Origin of the sequence: Pseudomonas sp. RIT288 (assembly GCF_000631985.1) — a bacterium.
Taxonomy (GTDB): domain Bacteria; phylum Pseudomonadota; class Gammaproteobacteria; order Pseudomonadales; family Pseudomonadaceae; genus Aquipseudomonas.
Genome location: NZ_JFYN01000012.1, coordinates 22115 through 37191 on the forward strand (window position 1 = coordinate 22115; position 15077 = coordinate 37191).

Sequence of the window (15077 nt, forward strand, 5' to 3'; positions counted from 1 at the left end):
GAAACGAGGCTGCGATCTTTTGATGTTGATTTTAAGGATCAAGATCAAAAGATCGCAGCGTTCCGCAGCTGCTACAGTTTTTCACCAGCAGGTCTTTTGGTGCTGGCGCTACAATCTGTTCCTTTTTCCCCGGAGCAGATCCCCATGAGCGCTTCTCACCGCCGCCCGGTTCCCTTGAACAAAGCTTACCGTCTGCTCAATCACGGGCCGACCGTGCTGGTCAGCGCTGCCCATGACGGCCAGCGCAATATCATGGCCGCCGCCTGGGCGATGCCGCTGGATTTCGAACCGCCGAAAGTCGCGGTCGTCCTCGACAAGTCCACCTGGACCCGCCAGTTGCTCGAAGCGTCCGGCACTTTTGTGCTCAACGTGCCGTGCGTCAATCAGGCTGACATCGTGCAAACCGTCGGCAATACCTCGGGTCTGGAAATCCAGCAGAGTCAGGGGCAGGACAAGTTTCAGGCTTACGGCTTGCAAACCTTTGCCGGTGAAACCGTCGAGGCGCCGTTGCTTGAAGGCTGCGTGGCCTGGCTCGAATGCCGCTTGCTGCCCGAGCCGCGCAACCACGAGCAATACGACCTGTTCCTCGCCGAAGTCATCGCCGCTCAGGCTGATGAGCGTGTGTTCAGCGACGGCCGTTGGCATTTCGACGGGCACGACGGTTTGCGCACGCTGCACCACGTGGCCGGCGGGCATTTCCTGACGATTGGCGATGCGGTGGACGGTAAAACCCTGCCGTTGTGATCTGAACCTGATGGAAACCCAGCGCGGGATGTAGCAAGGTGTGGGGCATTGTCGAACCAATCAGGCGCCCGCCCATGGACCTTTCCCCTTCGAGTTATCTCGCCCCGTTGCTGTCGCTGGCGCTGTTGTGGACGGTCGCGGTGGTTACGCCCGGGCCGAACTTCTTCAACATCGCCCAACTGGCCGTCAGTCGCTCACGCCGTCATGGCGTAGTCGCGGCGCTCGGCGTCGCCACCGGGACGGTGTTGTGGGGACTGGCCGGCGGGTTGGGGGTTCAGACCCTGTTCAGCGCGGTGCCGACGCTGTACCTGAGCTTCAAGATCGCCGGCGGCTGCTACCTGATCTACCTCGGCCTCAAGCAGTTCAAACGTAAAGCGCCGATTGCCGCCGGTACGCTGGATGAGTCGCAGCAAACCTTGCTCGGCGCTTACGGGCGAGGCCTCCTGGGCAACATGACCAATCCCAAATCGGCACTGTTCGTCGCCACCATCTTCGCCACCGCGATGCCGGCCCATGTACCACCGCTGCTGCTTGCGCTGGCGGTGTTGACCATGGCCACGCTGTCGTTCAGCTGGTATTGCAGCGTCGCGCTGTTCTTCGCCAGCCGCCGGATCGCAGGTGTTTACGAACGTTCACGGCAATGGCTGGATCGCTTGGCCGGTGGTTGTTATTTGCTGTTTGGGGCGCATTTGGTGGCTAATCGCTGAGCCGTAGTTCCTGGATGGGGAAACTGTTTGGCCTCGTAAGTTTCGATAAGGCTGATCATGCTGTCAAAGTGATCACCTTCAGGAGTACCCGGTACTGGCTCGTTGTCGAAAAGTGCAGACACGTCTTTGAGCGCCGCACGATAGTCTTCTTCGTTATGAATTGGGCGTGCGTTCATGGATTACTTCACTTCAAAGGGGGGCTGCCTCTAGGGCAATAAGGCACGCCAGGTCTATTCTGGACAACGCCAGGAATTAAGAATCCGATGCCTGCCCGGCATCGGATTTTTTATGCATTGCGATAACTACGCGACCGGCTGAACGTTATCCAGCGCCTGATTCACCGCCAGCTCACTGAGCATGACGATTTGCGCGATGCCTAGCGCGGTCTTGCGGTGCGAGGTGTCCAGTACGGCGGCGAAGTTGTTGAGCATTTCGGTGACCGAGCCTAGTGTTTCGCTGGCATTGGCCAATAGGGATTCGGTGTCATACACCGGGTTGGCAAGGTACATGGGTTCGTAACTGCGCGTAGGCGCCATGATGTGGGCGGCGGGTTTGAGGTAATGATCAAGGGCGCGGTCGGCGGCTTCGTGGAGCTTTTTGCTGTCGATGGAGGCGTAAGGAGAGGTTGGGTCTATATCTGTTTCGGGGGGGGGGGGGGTGTTGGCTTTTTCATGGTGCTCTCCGATCAGGATTGGAGATGACCCATTCGGTTTCCGAACGAAAGGGTGGCAGCTGTACGCAGGTTGGAAACCCGGGGAACGGAGAACCCGGTTGACCCGAAGGTCTCCCGCGCACAGCCGCCATAACGGAGTGCACACATTGAAGTGCGCAAGGATACGTTATGAAAGGAGCTTGTGCGCTCGGTTCTACTCGGGGTTTCCAATCCCGGCCGCTGAATTGGCAGCGACGTTCACAGGCTAGAGAGCTGACGTCCGACGGACAACCTGAAAACCTTGTGGGACGGTTCTGCGTTTGCTTGGTCGCTATTAAACATCCTGATTTGAAATACGCAGTGTGTTGCGCAGAAGGCCTGCCTTGCGGCAGGCCTTTTCTTCAACCCTTGCCACCTCAATCCCCCAACGCTTCCCCTTCACGCCGCGGATCCGCGCCACCTTCCAGCGAGGCTTTCCCTTGCGCATCCTTGACCCGCACGATCGCCTGCGTGCCGCTGGTCATGTCGATTTCATTCACCGCATGTCCTTTGTCTTTCAACGCTTGAATCAACGCCGGGCTGAACTGGCCTTGTTCCAGTTCGGTCGGGCCGTTGCGGCTGCCGAAGTTGGGCAGGCTGATGGCGCTTTGCGGGTCGAGGCTCCAGTCGAGCAGGCCGACGGTGGTCTTGGCCACGTATTCGATGATCTGCGAACCGCCCGGCGAGCCGACGCTGGCGAGGAATTCGCCGCTGTTGCGATCGAAGATCAGGGTTGGCGCCATCGACGAGCGTGGGCGTTTGCCGGGTTCGACGCGGTTGGCGACTTTCTGCCCGTTCTCTTCGGGGATGAACGAGAAGTCGGTCATCTGGTTGTTCAGCAGAAAGCCCTGAACCATCAGGTGCGAGCCGAACGCCGCTTCGATGGTGGTGGTCATCGACACCGCGCCACCGAGGTCATCCACCGCCACGACTTGCGAGGTGGAGATGCGCAATGGCGAGCGATCCGGCGCGTAGGCCACCTGCACGCCCGGCGGTGTGCCCGGTTGGGCGCTGCCCATGCTGCGTTCGCCGATCAGGCTGGCGCGGCTGGCCAGATAGCCCGGGTCGACCAAGCCTTTGACCGGCACCGGGATGAAGTCGGTGTCGGCCACGTATTGCGCACGGTCGGCGTAGGCCAGGCGTTCGGCTTCGGCGATCAGGTGCACGGCTTGCGGTGCCGGTTCGATGCCGGCGGGTTTGTCGGTCTTTACCGGTTTGAGCGGCGTCAGCGACAGGCGCGGGTCGCGGCTTTCCAGCGCCTGCAAGGTGCCGAGAATCTGCGCCACGGCGATCCCGCCCGACGACGGCGGCGGCATGCCGCAGACCTGCCAGCGTTTGTAGTCGGTGCACAGCGGTGCGCGTTCCTTGGCCTGATAGCGCTGAAGATCATTCAGCGACAGGCTGCCGGGGTTGGCGTGGCCCTGCACTTTGGCGACGATCTCTTCGGCGATCGGGCCTTTGTACAACGCGTCAGGACCTTCGTTGGCGATGCGCTTGAGCACGGCGGCCAATGCCGGATTCTGCAGACGCGTGCCGACGGCTTTGACGCTGCCGTCGCGGTTGAGGAAGTAGGCGGCCATGTCTGGTGATTTACGGATCACCGGGTCGGATTCCAGCAGCGAATGCAGGCGCGGCGAAATCGCGAAGCCCTGCTCGGCGAGTTTGATCGCCGGCTCAAACAGCGTGGCCCACGGCAGCCGACCGTGTTGTTTGTGTGCCATTTCCAGTGCACGCAACACGCCCGGAGTGCCCACCGAGCGACCGCCGATCTGCGCCTGCGGGAACGGCATCGGTTTACCGTCGGCCTGCAGGAACAGCTTCTCGGTGGCACCGGCCGGCGCGGTTTCGCGACCGTCATAAGTGCGCACCTGTTTGCCGTCCCACAACACGATCATCGCGCCGCCACCGATCCCGGAGGATTGCGGCTCGACCAGGGTCAGCACTGCCTGCATGGCAATCGCCGCATCAATCGCCGAACCACCCTTGCGCAGCATCTCGCGCCCCGCTTCGGCGGCCAGCGGATTGGCGGCAGCGGCCATGTGTTTACTGGCGTGACGGGTTTGCAGATCGGTGCGGTAACCGGAAGCGGCTTCCGGCGCCAGCGGCAAGGTCGAGGAGGGCGGGGCGTTGCAGGCGGTGAGGGTCAGGGCGCTGATGATCAGCGTCAGGGCAGGCAGGCGAAAGCGGCTCAAGGGCAGGGCTGGAAACACGTTGGGCTCTCCGTCCGTGGGGTGAAAGGTCTGACGGACTTTATCGACCGGTCGGTCGCGACGCAAACCGGTGAGCATTTTTGTCTTTCTTTTCCGGGCGGATGTTCGCTAGGGTCAACCTCAATCGAACGACCGCAAACATCCCCCTGTAGGAGTGAGCCTGCTCGCGATGGCGTCATCACATTCAACATCCAAGTTGACTGACCCACCGCTATCGCGGGCAGGCTCATTCCTACAAAGGTCAAGCCATAAAAATCACAAGAGGCCGACATGCACAGCGAGTTTCCCACCGAGTCCAGTTACCGCGATCAACGCGAACAGTTTCTGACCGCCGCCCAAACTGCCGGAGCCACGCTCACCTCCTACGCACATCCGCGTTGCGGCCCTTTTGGCGAACCGCTGTGATGTCGCGGTGCTCGGTGATCCGCAGGCAAAGCGCCGGCTGGTGGCGCTCAGCGGCACTCACGGGGTCGAGGGCTATTACGGTTCGGATTGCCAGATCGAATGGCTAAAGACCTTCGTGCCCGGTTCGCTGCCCAAGGATGTCGCGGTAGTGATGATCCACCTGATCAATCCATGGGGCACCGCGTGGCTGCGCCGGGTCAACGAAGACAACATCGATCTCAACCGCAATCACCTGGATTTCACCGCCCCGTTGCCGGATAACCGCGCCTACGCCACGCTGCACGAGATCTACGCCTGCACCGATTTGCATGGCCCCGAGCGTAAGCGCACCGATGCCTTGCTCGACACGCAGATTGCCGAACACGGCTGGCCGGCGGTGATGTCAATTGTCGAGGGCGGTCAGCACAGCCATCCCGATGGATTGTTTTACGGTGGCCGCGCGCCGAGTTGGTCGAATCGCACGTTGCACCAGATCATCGACGCACATGTGGCTGGCGCTGAAACCGTAATGTGCTTCGACCTGCACACCGGCGCCGGTGAATACGGTCATCCGATGTTGCTGACCATCACCCAGGCGCCTTACCCGGCACTCGCGCAGGCGCAATCGATCTACGGCCCATGGCTTTACACCTTGCACACTGGCGCCGAAACGTTGAGTGAGACCGGTGTCGCGGCGACGGCTACCGGCTACACCTCACAGGCATTGCTCAATGCGTCGCCGGGCATGCAATTGATGCCATTCGTGATCGAATGCGGAACGTATCCGGGGCCGGAGGTGCATCGTTATTTGCGCGATGACCATTGGCTCCATCTGCATGGCGATCCGCTGGATGCGACGGGGCGGGGGATCAAGTTGAAGTTGTTGGAACAGTTCTATCCGGCGGATCCGGACTGGCGAGCGATGGTTGGGTTGCGCACTCGGCAGATCTGGGCGAAGGGGTTGATGGCCCTGTCGGCAGAGCAGCCTGAATAGGTCAGGCCTGGCAGTGTGGTGAGGGGATTTATCCCCGATGGACTGCGTAGCAGTCCCATTCGGTTTTAATGGGGAAAAGGGCGCTGCGCACCCTATCGGGGATAAATCCCCTCGCCACAGGCATAAAAAAACGGCCTACCTTTCGGTAAGCCGTTTTTAGTACTTGGTGGCTACACAGGGACTTGAACCCCGGACCCCAGCATTATGAATGCTATGCTCTAACCAACTGAGCTATGTAGCCAAGTGGCGCGCATTATTCCCCTGAAATAGAAAAGCGTCAAGCGTAAATTTAAAATATTTCTTCTTATTTTCAACCGCTTATCCTCCGACCCCGGAAATCGGGGCTGGGCAGGGCGTCAACGCAGCTGGAATCTCGCGGTATTGGCACTCAACGCATGGCTGCCCTGGCTCAGCGTGTCCGCTGCGAGGTTCACCGCCCGCGCACCTTCAAGCAAACGCATCGCCGCCTGATCGACCTGCTGGATATTGCCGCTGACTTCATCGGCGGTGCTCGCCTGTTCTTCCACGGCGGTGGCGATTTGCGCGAGGGTATCAGTGACACTCTGCACCGCGCTGGCGATTTCGCCGAGACGCTCACCGAGACCGGTCACGGCTTCGGCATCCGATTGCGCCTGGCCGCATGCGGCTTCCATCAGACTGACCGCTTCGTTGACCGTGGCGCGCAGGCTATCGACTGTGCCGGCGATCTGCGCGGTCGATGACTGGGTGCGCTGCGACAGGCTGCGCACTTCATCGGCGACCACGGCAAAGCCGCGTCCCTGTTCGCCGGCGCGTGCCGCCTCGATCGCAGCGTTGAGCGCCAGCAGGTTGGTCTGCTCGGCGACGCCACGAATGGTGTCGACCACCAGTTGAATCTGCTGGCCTTGCTCGCTGACTCGACCGAGTGCGGCGGCGGTGTCGTTCAGGCGCTGATTGAGCTGCTGAATGCTGGCCGTGGTGCGCTGGCTGTCGCGGCTGCTGTCGGCGGCGATGCGCCGGGTGTGCTGGGCGCTGTCGGAGGCCTGTTCGCAACTTTGCGCCACACCCTGTGAAGTGGCGGCCAGTTGCGTGGCGGCAGCGGCAATCTGGCTGATCTGCAGCTGCTGCGCTTCGACTTCGCTGAGTGCACCGCTGGAATGATCGTTGAGACTGCGCACCGCGTGGCTCAGTTGCGAGGTTTCGTGATCGACCCCAAGCATGCTGGTGCGCAGTTGCACGACGGCGACGTTGAGTGCGGTGCTGATCGCCGCCAGTTCATCGCGGCCCACCACCGGCACTTGCAGGCTGAGATTGCCGTCACGCAGGGCTTCGGCCAGAAGAGTAATGCCGCTGGCGCTGCGCCGGATCGAAGCCTGCAGACAGACGAACAGGTACAGCGCCGCCAGCAGCAGGCAACCGAAGATCGCCGCGACCATGATGAACTGGCGAATCGCCGAAGCGTGATAGGCGTCCAGACGCTGATCCAGCGACAGCAGCGATTGCTGGCGCAACGATGCAAGATCGCTCAGCAGGGCGTCGAGGCTGCGTTCGAAGTCTTCAGGTTTGAGCGTAATGCTGCCGCCGAATACGCCGTCATCCAGCACCTTAAGACCAGCGTCCAGGCGCTTCAGACTGTCGTGGTACTGAGCGGCCCAGGTTTGCAGATCGCTCGGCAGACGCGCTTCGAGCAGACCTGCCGTTTTGACAAGCTGTTCGCGGGCGTCGCCGATGCGGCCACGCAGATCGCGCAGCTGCAAGCGACTCTGCAAAGTGAACTGCCCCGAGACCACCGAAGCCTGGCCGACCGCCGCCAGGCGACCCACCCGCTCGATCAGATCCGGTGCGTGCTGCGTAGAGATCTGCGTCAGCAGATAGGTTTCCAGCCATGGCGCCAGCGTCAAGCGGTTGTCCATGACGATTTGCTCGCGCAAGGCTTGCAGGGCGCTGAGGGCGTTGGTGAAACGGTCGTAACCGTCCGGCCACCAGCCGACGCTGCTCAGGCTTTTCGAATCCAGACCGCCGAGCGCGGTTTGCAGGGCTTGATAGCGGGCGAGGGTTTCGCCTTCGGCGCCTTCCTTGTTCAGGGCGTTGCCCAGATCGCTGGTGGCTTGCTGGACGGCCGGTTGTACGGCGTCAAACGCAGCCATGGCGGCGAGGGTGGCCGGGGTCGGCTGGCGATTGGTTTCGGTGGCGCGCCAACGGGCGGCGCGGTCGCGTTGGGCGGCGAGCAGGTTGTCCAGCGCATCGAGGCTGAGCAATTGGCGCACGCCGGCACGCTCGCCGGAAATCAGATTGAGCTTGTCGCGATAGTCCTGGCCGATCATCAACAGGCTGGCGGCCAACGGCAGAATGAACAGCAGAAACAACAGCTGGAATTTACCCGCGAATCCAAACCGCCCCAGCAATTTGATCCCCGGTGACAAGAAAGCCTGCATGCCTCATGACTCCTCTGGACACCACGCACCAATGGCGTGCATCGCGGTCGTGCGACCTTGATGTCGTGCCCTGCTAAAAGGCCTCGAAAGTTCACCCTCGCCCGCTCTGTAGGCCGGCTCTGTAGCGAAACTTCCCATTCTCGGCGACCTTTGTAAGGCCACCGCGTTCGAGGGAAGTAGCAAGGCAAGATTCAGACCATGGCGTTGCGCTATCACCCTTCTCCCTGTAGGAGCTGCCGCAGGCTGCGATCTTTTGATCTTGCCCTTTAAAAACAAAATCAAAAGATCGCAGCCTGCGGCAACTCCTACAGGATCAGGTCGCTCGGTTGGTTAGTTAGCTGGCTAAGGGGATGGCGCTGGCGCACCGAAAAATGGCACATTGACGCACCTGCCTGCGTGCACCCATCTGCTGTACGGAAACTTTCATGGCTATCAGCAACGCTCAGACCGCCGCTGCCTCGGCGTCCGCTCCTCCCCAAAGCAGCCCGTTGGTGATGCGTATCATCGGCGCGGTGGCGCTGGCGCATTTGATCAACGACCTGATTCAGTCGGTGCTGCCGTCGATTTATCCGATGCTCAAAGCCAATTACGGCCTGACGTTTACTCAGGTCGGCCTGATCACGCTGACCTTCCAATTGACCGCGTCGCTGTTGCAGCCGTGGGTCGGTTACCACACTGACCGCCATCCGAAACCGTGGCTGTTGCCGGCGGGTTCGATCTGCACGCTGATTGGCATCGTGATGATGTCAGTGGTCGGCAGTTTCCCGTTGATTCTGCTGGCGGCGGCGCTGATCGGTATCGGTTCGTCGACTTTCCACCCCGAGGCTTCGCGGATCGCCCGGTTGGCTTCGGGCGGACGCTTTGGTCTGGCGCAGTCGACTTTCCAGGTCGGCGGTAACGCCGGTTCTGCGTTCGGCCCACTGCTGGCGGCGGCGATCATCATTCCGTTCGGTCAGGGCAACGTGGCGTGGTTCGGTCTGTTCGCAGTGTTTGCGCTGTTCGTGCTGTACCGCATCAGCCGCTGGTACGCCCATCACCTCAACCTGTTCAAACTCAAGGCCGGCCAGGCGGCGACTCATGGGCTGTCGAAGGGCAGGGTGACGAGTGCGTTGGTGGTGCTCGGGCTGTTGGTGTTCTCCAAGTATTTCTACATGGCCAGCCTCACCAGCTATTTCACCTTCTACCTGATCGAGAAGTTCGACCTGTCGGTGGCCAGCTCGCAACTGCATCTGTTCCTGTTTCTCGGTGCGGTGGCGGCGGGGACGTTCTTCGGCGGGCCGATTGGCGACAAGATCGGGCGTAAGGCGGTGATCTGGTTTTCGATCCTCGGCGTGGCACCGTTCACGTTGCTGATGCCGCACGTCGATCTGTTCTGGACGACCGTCCTCAGCGTGGTGATCGGCTTTATCCTCGCTTCGGCGTTTTCGGCGATTGTGGTGTATGCGCAGGAGCTGGTGCCGGGTAACGTCGGGATGATTGCCGGGGTGTTCTTTGGCTTGATGTTTGGTTTCGGCGGGATTGGTGCGGCGTTGCTGGGGCATCTGGCGGATATACACGGGATCGAGTACGTGTACTTCCTGTGTTCGTTTTTGCCGTTGTTTGGCGTGCTGGCAATCTTCTTGCCGCGCACCAAAAAGGCCTGACCCCACACCCTTTCAATTGTAGGAGTGTGTTTGGCCTTAAATTTCAGGCACAAAAAAGCCGCGTATCAAACGCGGCTTTTTCTTGGGCGTGTCGCTTACACGTTGAAGCGGAAGTGCATCACGTCGCCGTCTTTGACGATGTAGTCCTTGCCTTCCAGGCGCCATTTACCGGCTTCCTTGGTACCGGCTTCGCCCTTGTACTGGATGAAGTCGTTATAGGCGATGACTTCGGCGCGGATGAAGCCTTTTTCGAAGTCGGTGTGGATCACGCCAGCAGCTTGTGGTGCGGTGGCACCGACGCGGACGGTCCAGGCGCGGACTTCTTCGACACCGGCGGTGAAGTAGGTCTGCAGGTGCAGCATTTCGTAACCGGCGCGGATCACGCGGTTCAGACCAGGCTCTTCCAGGCCCAGGGCCTCGAGGAACATGTCTTTCTCTTCGCCGTCGTCGAGCTCGGCGATTTCCGCTTCGATCTTGTTGCAGACCGGAACAACCATGGCGCCTTCTTCTTCGGCGATGGCCTTGACCACGTCCAGGTGCGGGTTGTTCTCGAAACCGTCTTCAGCGACGTTGGCGATGTACATGACCGGTTTGGTGGTCAGCAGGTGGAAGCCCTTGATCACCGACTTTTCGTCAGCGCTCATGTTCTTCATCAGGCTGCGCGCAGGCTTGGCTTCGGTGAAGTGCGCGATCAACTGCTCCAGCAGAGCTTTCTGAACGACTGCGTCCTTGTCACCGCCCTTGGCGTTGCGCGCAACTTTCTGCAGTTGCTTCTCGCAGCTGTCGAGGTCGGCGAAGATCAGTTCCAGGTCGATGATTTCGATGTCGCGCTTCGGGTCGACGCTGTTGGACACGTGAATCACGTTGTCGTCTTCGAAGCAGCGCACCACGTGAGCGATGGCGTCGGTTTCGCGGATGTTGGCCAGGAACTTGTTGCCCAGACCTTCACCTTTCGAGGCGCCGGCCACCAGGCCTGCGATGTCGACGAATTCCATGGTGGTCGGCAGGATGCGCTTCGGATTGACGATGGCCGCCAGGGCTTCCAGGCGCGGATCCGGCATCGGCACGATGCCGCTGTTCGGCTCGATGGTGCAGAAGGGGAAGTTCTCGGCCGCGATACCGGATTTGGTCAGGGCGTTGAACAGGGTGGACTTGCCGACGTTAGGCAGGCCGACGATGCCGCAATTGAATCCCATGGTGTTTCCCCTCGGATTAGAGTCAGGCCTTCTGGCTGTGCAGGTTTTTCATCGCGCGGTTCCATTCACCGGCGAGGATATCCGGCAGCACGCCGAGGGCAAAGTCGATGCTGGCATCGAGTTTTTCCTGTTCGGCGCGTGGCGCACGACCCAGGACGAAATTTGAAACCATACTGGCGACGCCCGGGTGGCCGATGCCAAGCCGCAGGCGGTAGAAAGTATTCTGATTGCCCAGTTGCGCGATGATGTCGCGCAACCCGTTGTGACCGCCATGGCCGCCGCCTTGCTTGAGCTTGGCGACGCCCGGAGGCAGGTCGAGTTCGTCATGCGCCACCAGGATTTCTTCAGGCTTGATGCGAAAGAAACCGGCGAGTGCCGCCACGGCCTGGCCGCTGCGGTTCATGTAGGTGGTGGGAATCAGCAGGCGAACATCCTGACCCTGATGCGAGTAGCGCCCGGTCAGGCCGAAATATTTGCGATCGGCCACAAGGTTGACACCTTGCGCGGCGGCGATGCGCTCAACAAAAAGGGCCCCTGCGTTATGCCGGGTCTGTTCGTATTCAGCGCCTGGATTTCCCAGGCCAACGATCAGTTTGATGGCAGTCACGATAGGGGCCCTTCCTTGGAGTGGTGGTTAACATCGCCGCGATCAGTGAAGGCGGCGAAAGTGGACGAAAATTGCTCATTTACCATGAATGTAAACTCCGCGTTCTCGCCCGCTTTCTCGCTACGTTCCAGTCCGCGATGTTTCACTCACTCCGACGAACAGAGTGAAATTACTCTGCTGCGCCTTCTTCGGTAGCTTCTGGAGCAACACGTGGAGCGTGGACGTTGGCTACTGCCTTGTCATCGCCGTGTGCCAGAGCAACGAACTCGACACCTTTAGGAGCTTTGAGGTCCGACAGGTGAACGATGGTGCCGATTTCAGCGTTAGCCAGGTCGACTTCGATGAACTCAGGCAGGTCTTTTGGCAGGCAGGAAACTTCGATCTCGGCAACAACGTGCGAGATTTCGCCGCCTTTCTTCACTGGAGCAGCTTCGTTGATGAAGTGCACAGGAACGATAGCGGTCAGTTTCTGGCCAGCTACAACGCGTACGAAGTCAGCGTGCATCACGTGGCCTTTGGCCGGGTGACGTTGCAGAGCTTTGATGACGACGTTTTGTTTCTTGCCACCAACGTTCAGCTCGATGATGTGGCTGTAAGCCGCTTCGTTTTCGAGCAGTTTGGCAACTTCTTTGGCCAGCATGCTGATGGATTCAGGGGCTTTGTCGCCACCGTAAACAACAGCTGGAACCAGAGCGGCGAGACGACGCAGGCGGCGGCTCGCACCTTTCCCCAGGTCGGAACGCACTTCAGCATTCAGAGTAAAATCGTTCATTTTGTATCTCCAAAATAGCCATGACCGAGTGGCGTTTGCGACCAGCGCCAAACACGGTATGGGCAAAAAAGCCCCGCCCCGACAGGAATGCCGGGGCGGGGCGCTTTTCGTCAACGAGACATTTCGAGAAGGGCAGGGCCCTTAACGGAACATCGCGCTGATCGATTCTTCATTGCTGATGCGGCGAACCGCTTCGGCAACAACCGGTGCGATATCCAGTTGACGGATACGTGCACAGGCTTGTGCTGCAGCGGACAGCGGGATGGTGTTAGTCACCACCAGCTCGTCCAGCACGGAATTTTCGATATTCTCGATGGCCCGACCCGACAGCACAGGGTGTGTGCAGTAGGCAAAGACCTTGGCTGCGCCATGCTCTTTCAGGGCCTTGGCCGCGTGGCACAGAGTGCCGGCGGTATCGACCATGTCATCGACCAGAATGCAGGTACGCCCTTCGACATCACCGATGATATGCATCACTTCAGAGTGATTGGCTTTCTCACGGCGTTTGTCGATGATCCCGAGATCCACGCCCAGGGATTTGGCAACAGCCCGTGCACGCACGACGCCACCAATGTCCGGGGACACGATCATCAGGTTTTCGAAGCGCTGATCTTCAATGTCATCCACCAGAACCGGGGAGCCGTAGATGTTATCTACCGGAATATCGAAGAAGCCCTGAATCTGGTCAGCATGCAGATCAACCGTGAGAACACGGTCGATGCCGACTACGGTGAGCATGTCAGCAACGACTTTCGCGCTGATAGCCACACGTGCGGAACGCGGACGGCGATCCTGACGGGCATAACCAAAATAAGGAATAACAGCAGTAATACGAGTAGCCGAGGAGCGGCGGAAGGCATCAGCCATCACTACCAGTTCCATCAGGTTATCGTTGGTCGGAGCGCAAGTCGGCTGAATAATGAAAACGTCTTTACCGCGAACGTTTTCATTGATCTCGGCAGTAATTTCGCCGTCGGAGAATTTGCCGACAGAGATGTCACCGAGAGGGATATGCAGCTGACGTACAACACGCCGAGCCAGATCGGGGTTAGCGTTCCCCGTAAAGACCATCATCTTGGACACGCGCAGTACCTAGAGGCTGAGGGTAACCTGGATGAGTATAGAAAATGGCAGGGGCGGCTGGATTCGAACCAACGCATGGCAGGATCAAAACCTGCTGCCTTACCGCTTGGCGACGCCCCTGTATCTGTTGCTTCAAGTGCCTGGCACTTGATTCCTTTTAGAGCAGACTTTGCAGCTTGCGATGCAACATCGAAACGTTGCTTCCTTTTGCTACAAACCCTGTAAGGGTCTCTGTCAGAAGGGCCGAGACTTTATCAGCTTCAGCTTTGCTTGGGAAGCCCCCAAACACACAACTTCCAGTTCCGGTGAGTTTTGCTTCGGTAAATTTACCTAACAAATCCAATGCGTTACGTACTTCTGGATAACGCCTTGCAACCACCGGCAAGCAGTCATTTCGACTGTTTCCCTCGGGAACGGGGCGCACTTTAATGGGCGGCGTGTTACGTGTCAACAAAGGATCGGAAAAAATTTCTGCCGTACTTACAGAGACTTGCGGCACGAGTACCAGATACCACGGTTCTTCGGGGTCGACCGGGGTCAGTTTCTCGCCCACGCCCTCGGCAAAAGCCGCGTGACCACGAACGAAAACCGGCACGTCAGCGCCAAGCGCCAGGCCCAGTGCAGCGAGGCGATCTTCATCCCAGCCCAGTTGCCACAAGTGATTGAGGCCGAGCAGGGTGGTCGCCGCGTTGGAGCTGCCGCCACCGATGCCGCCGCCCATGGGCAACACCTTGTCGATCCAGATGTCGATGCCGAGTGTGCAGCCGGACTGTTGCTGAAGCATTTTCGCCGCGCGCACGATCAGGTTGCTGTCATGGGGCACGCCTGCGAATTCGGTGTGCAGATGAATCACGCCGTCATCGCGCACGGCGAAGGTGATTTCGTCGCCGTAATCGACAAACTGAAACAGCGTCTGCAATTCGTGGTAGCCGTCAGCGCGGCGCCCGAGAATGTGCAGCATCAGATTGAGCTTGGCCGGCGACGGCAGCGTCAGACGTGGAGCGGTCATGCTTTATTGCCCCAATTTACGCGGTTGCCAGGTCTTGATCACCAGCGTCACGTCCAGATCGGTGCCGTGCAGCTTGATCCGCTCGGGCAGCCAGTAACCGTTTTGCTCGGCGTAGCTGAGGTACTCGACCTTCCAGCCGTCCTGTTCCAGATTGGCCAGGCGACTGTCGTTATCGAGGGTCAGACGGCTTTTGCTGCTGGGTGCCGGCAGGCCACGGACCCACCAGGCCAGATTCGACACCGGCAGCTTCCAGCCGAGTTGTTCTTCCAGCAGCGCTTCCGGCGACTCGGAGTCATAACGGCCCTGATTGGCGACTTCCAGCGAGACCTTGCCCGGACGCCCGGTCAGGCGTGCCGCGCCACGACCCAGCGGGCCGGACAGGCGAATGTCGTAGTAGTCCTGGCGTTGCAGCCAGAACAGCGTGCCGCTGCCGGAATCTTTCGGCGCGCGAATGCCGATCTTGCCGTCGATCTGCCAGCCGTCGAGGCCGGTCAGTTGTTGTTTGTTCGCGGCCCACTGAGCCGGACTGCCGTGGCCCTCGACCGATTCGCGAGCGCTGAAACCCGCGCAACCAGCGAGCAGGGCGATGAAGCTGAAAACAATAACGTGGCGCAAAAACATGA

12 protein-coding genes, 2 tRNA genes and 2 pseudogenes are annotated in these 15077 nt (G+C 59.9%); 4 read left to right on the plus strand and 12 right to left on the minus strand.

Annotation, left to right across the window (positions count from 1 at the left end; all coding sequences use genetic code 11):
* Positions 1-144: 144 nt before the first annotated feature.
* Both BW33_RS11765 and BW33_RS11770 read left to right on the plus strand, forming a co-directional pair.
* Positions 145-744 carry a flavin reductase family protein gene (locus BW33_RS11765; RefSeq protein WP_047599151.1) on the plus strand — a complete coding sequence of 200 codons (600 nt, stop codon included), beginning with the start codon at positions 145-147 and terminating at the stop codon, positions 742-744.
* Positions 745-818: 74 nt separating this feature from the next.
* Positions 819-1451, plus strand: a complete 633-nt coding sequence (locus tag BW33_RS11770; RefSeq protein WP_047599153.1) for a LysE family translocator — start codon at positions 819-821, stop codon at positions 1449-1451.
* Between the two features lie 17 nt (positions 1452-1468).
* Here the strand turns inward: BW33_RS11770 and BW33_RS30185 are convergent.
* The 3 genes and pseudogenes from BW33_RS30185 to ggt form a co-directional block, all read right to left on the minus strand.
* A pseudogene (locus tag BW33_RS30185) lies at positions 1469-1627 on the minus strand (transcriptional regulator); the annotation flags it as partial.
* 126 nt (positions 1628-1753) lie between these two features.
* Positions 1754-2137, minus strand: coding sequence for a DUF6124 family protein (locus BW33_RS11780; RefSeq protein ID WP_047599717.1), 384 nt, complete (start codon positions 2135-2137; stop codon positions 1754-1756).
* A gap of 382 nt (positions 2138-2519) precedes the next feature.
* A complete protein-coding gene (gene ggt / locus BW33_RS11785; protein WP_047599718.1) occupies positions 2520-4352 on the minus strand; it encodes a gamma-glutamyltransferase in 1833 nt (610 codons plus the stop codon).
* Between the two features lie 270 nt (positions 4353-4622).
* Here ggt and BW33_RS11790 point away from each other — a divergent pair.
* Positions 4623-5730 (plus strand): annotated as a pseudogene (locus BW33_RS11790) (DUF2817 domain-containing protein).
* A 164-nt stretch (positions 5731-5894) separates the two neighbouring features.
* On the opposite strand, the gene BW33_RS11795 reads toward BW33_RS11790, so the two are convergent.
* Positions 5895-5971, minus strand: a tRNA-Met gene (locus tag BW33_RS11795).
* 115 nt (positions 5972-6086) lie between these two features.
* On the minus strand, positions 6087-8144 hold the full coding sequence (locus BW33_RS11800; protein WP_047599156.1) for a methyl-accepting chemotaxis protein: 2058 nt from the start codon (positions 8142-8144) through the stop codon (positions 6087-6089).
* A gap of 425 nt (positions 8145-8569) precedes the next feature.
* Between BW33_RS11800 and BW33_RS11805 the strand changes: the two genes are divergently transcribed.
* Complete coding sequence (locus BW33_RS11805; protein ID WP_047599158.1) at positions 8570-9787, plus strand: MFS transporter; 1218 nt, start codon at positions 8570-8572, stop codon at positions 9785-9787.
* A gap of 95 nt (positions 9788-9882) precedes the next feature.
* Here BW33_RS11805 and ychF read toward each other — a convergent pair whose 3' ends face one another.
* The 7 genes from ychF to lolB form a co-directional block, all read right to left on the minus strand.
* Positions 9883-10983, minus strand: coding sequence for a redox-regulated ATPase YchF (gene ychF / locus BW33_RS11810; protein WP_047599160.1), 1101 nt, complete (start codon positions 10981-10983; stop codon positions 9883-9885).
* A gap of 22 nt (positions 10984-11005) precedes the next feature.
* A complete protein-coding gene (gene pth, locus BW33_RS11815; RefSeq protein ID WP_003228164.1) occupies positions 11006-11590 on the minus strand; it encodes an aminoacyl-tRNA hydrolase in 585 nt (194 codons plus the stop codon).
* 169 nt (positions 11591-11759) lie between these two features.
* Positions 11760-12362, minus strand: a complete 603-nt coding sequence (locus BW33_RS11820; RefSeq protein WP_007967646.1) for a 50S ribosomal protein L25/general stress protein Ctc — start codon at positions 12360-12362, stop codon at positions 11760-11762.
* Positions 12363-12503: 141 nt separating this feature from the next.
* Entirely contained in the window at positions 12504-13445 is a 942-nt protein-coding gene (locus BW33_RS11825) for a ribose-phosphate pyrophosphokinase (protein ID WP_003171603.1), read from the minus strand.
* Positions 13446-13490: 45 nt separating this feature from the next.
* Positions 13491-13565, minus strand: a tRNA-Gln gene (locus tag BW33_RS11830).
* Positions 13566-13602: 37 nt separating this feature from the next.
* Positions 13603-14454 (minus strand): 4-(cytidine 5'-diphospho)-2-C-methyl-D-erythritol kinase, encoded by an 852-nt coding sequence (gene ispE, locus BW33_RS11835; protein WP_047599162.1) that lies wholly within the window; start codon positions 14452-14454, stop codon positions 13603-13605.
* Positions 14455-14457: 3 nt separating this feature from the next.
* Complete coding sequence (gene lolB / locus BW33_RS11840) at positions 14458-15075, minus strand: lipoprotein insertase outer membrane protein LolB (protein WP_047599164.1); 618 nt, start codon at positions 15073-15075, stop codon at positions 14458-14460.
* Between the last annotated feature and the right edge of the window lie 2 nt (positions 15076-15077).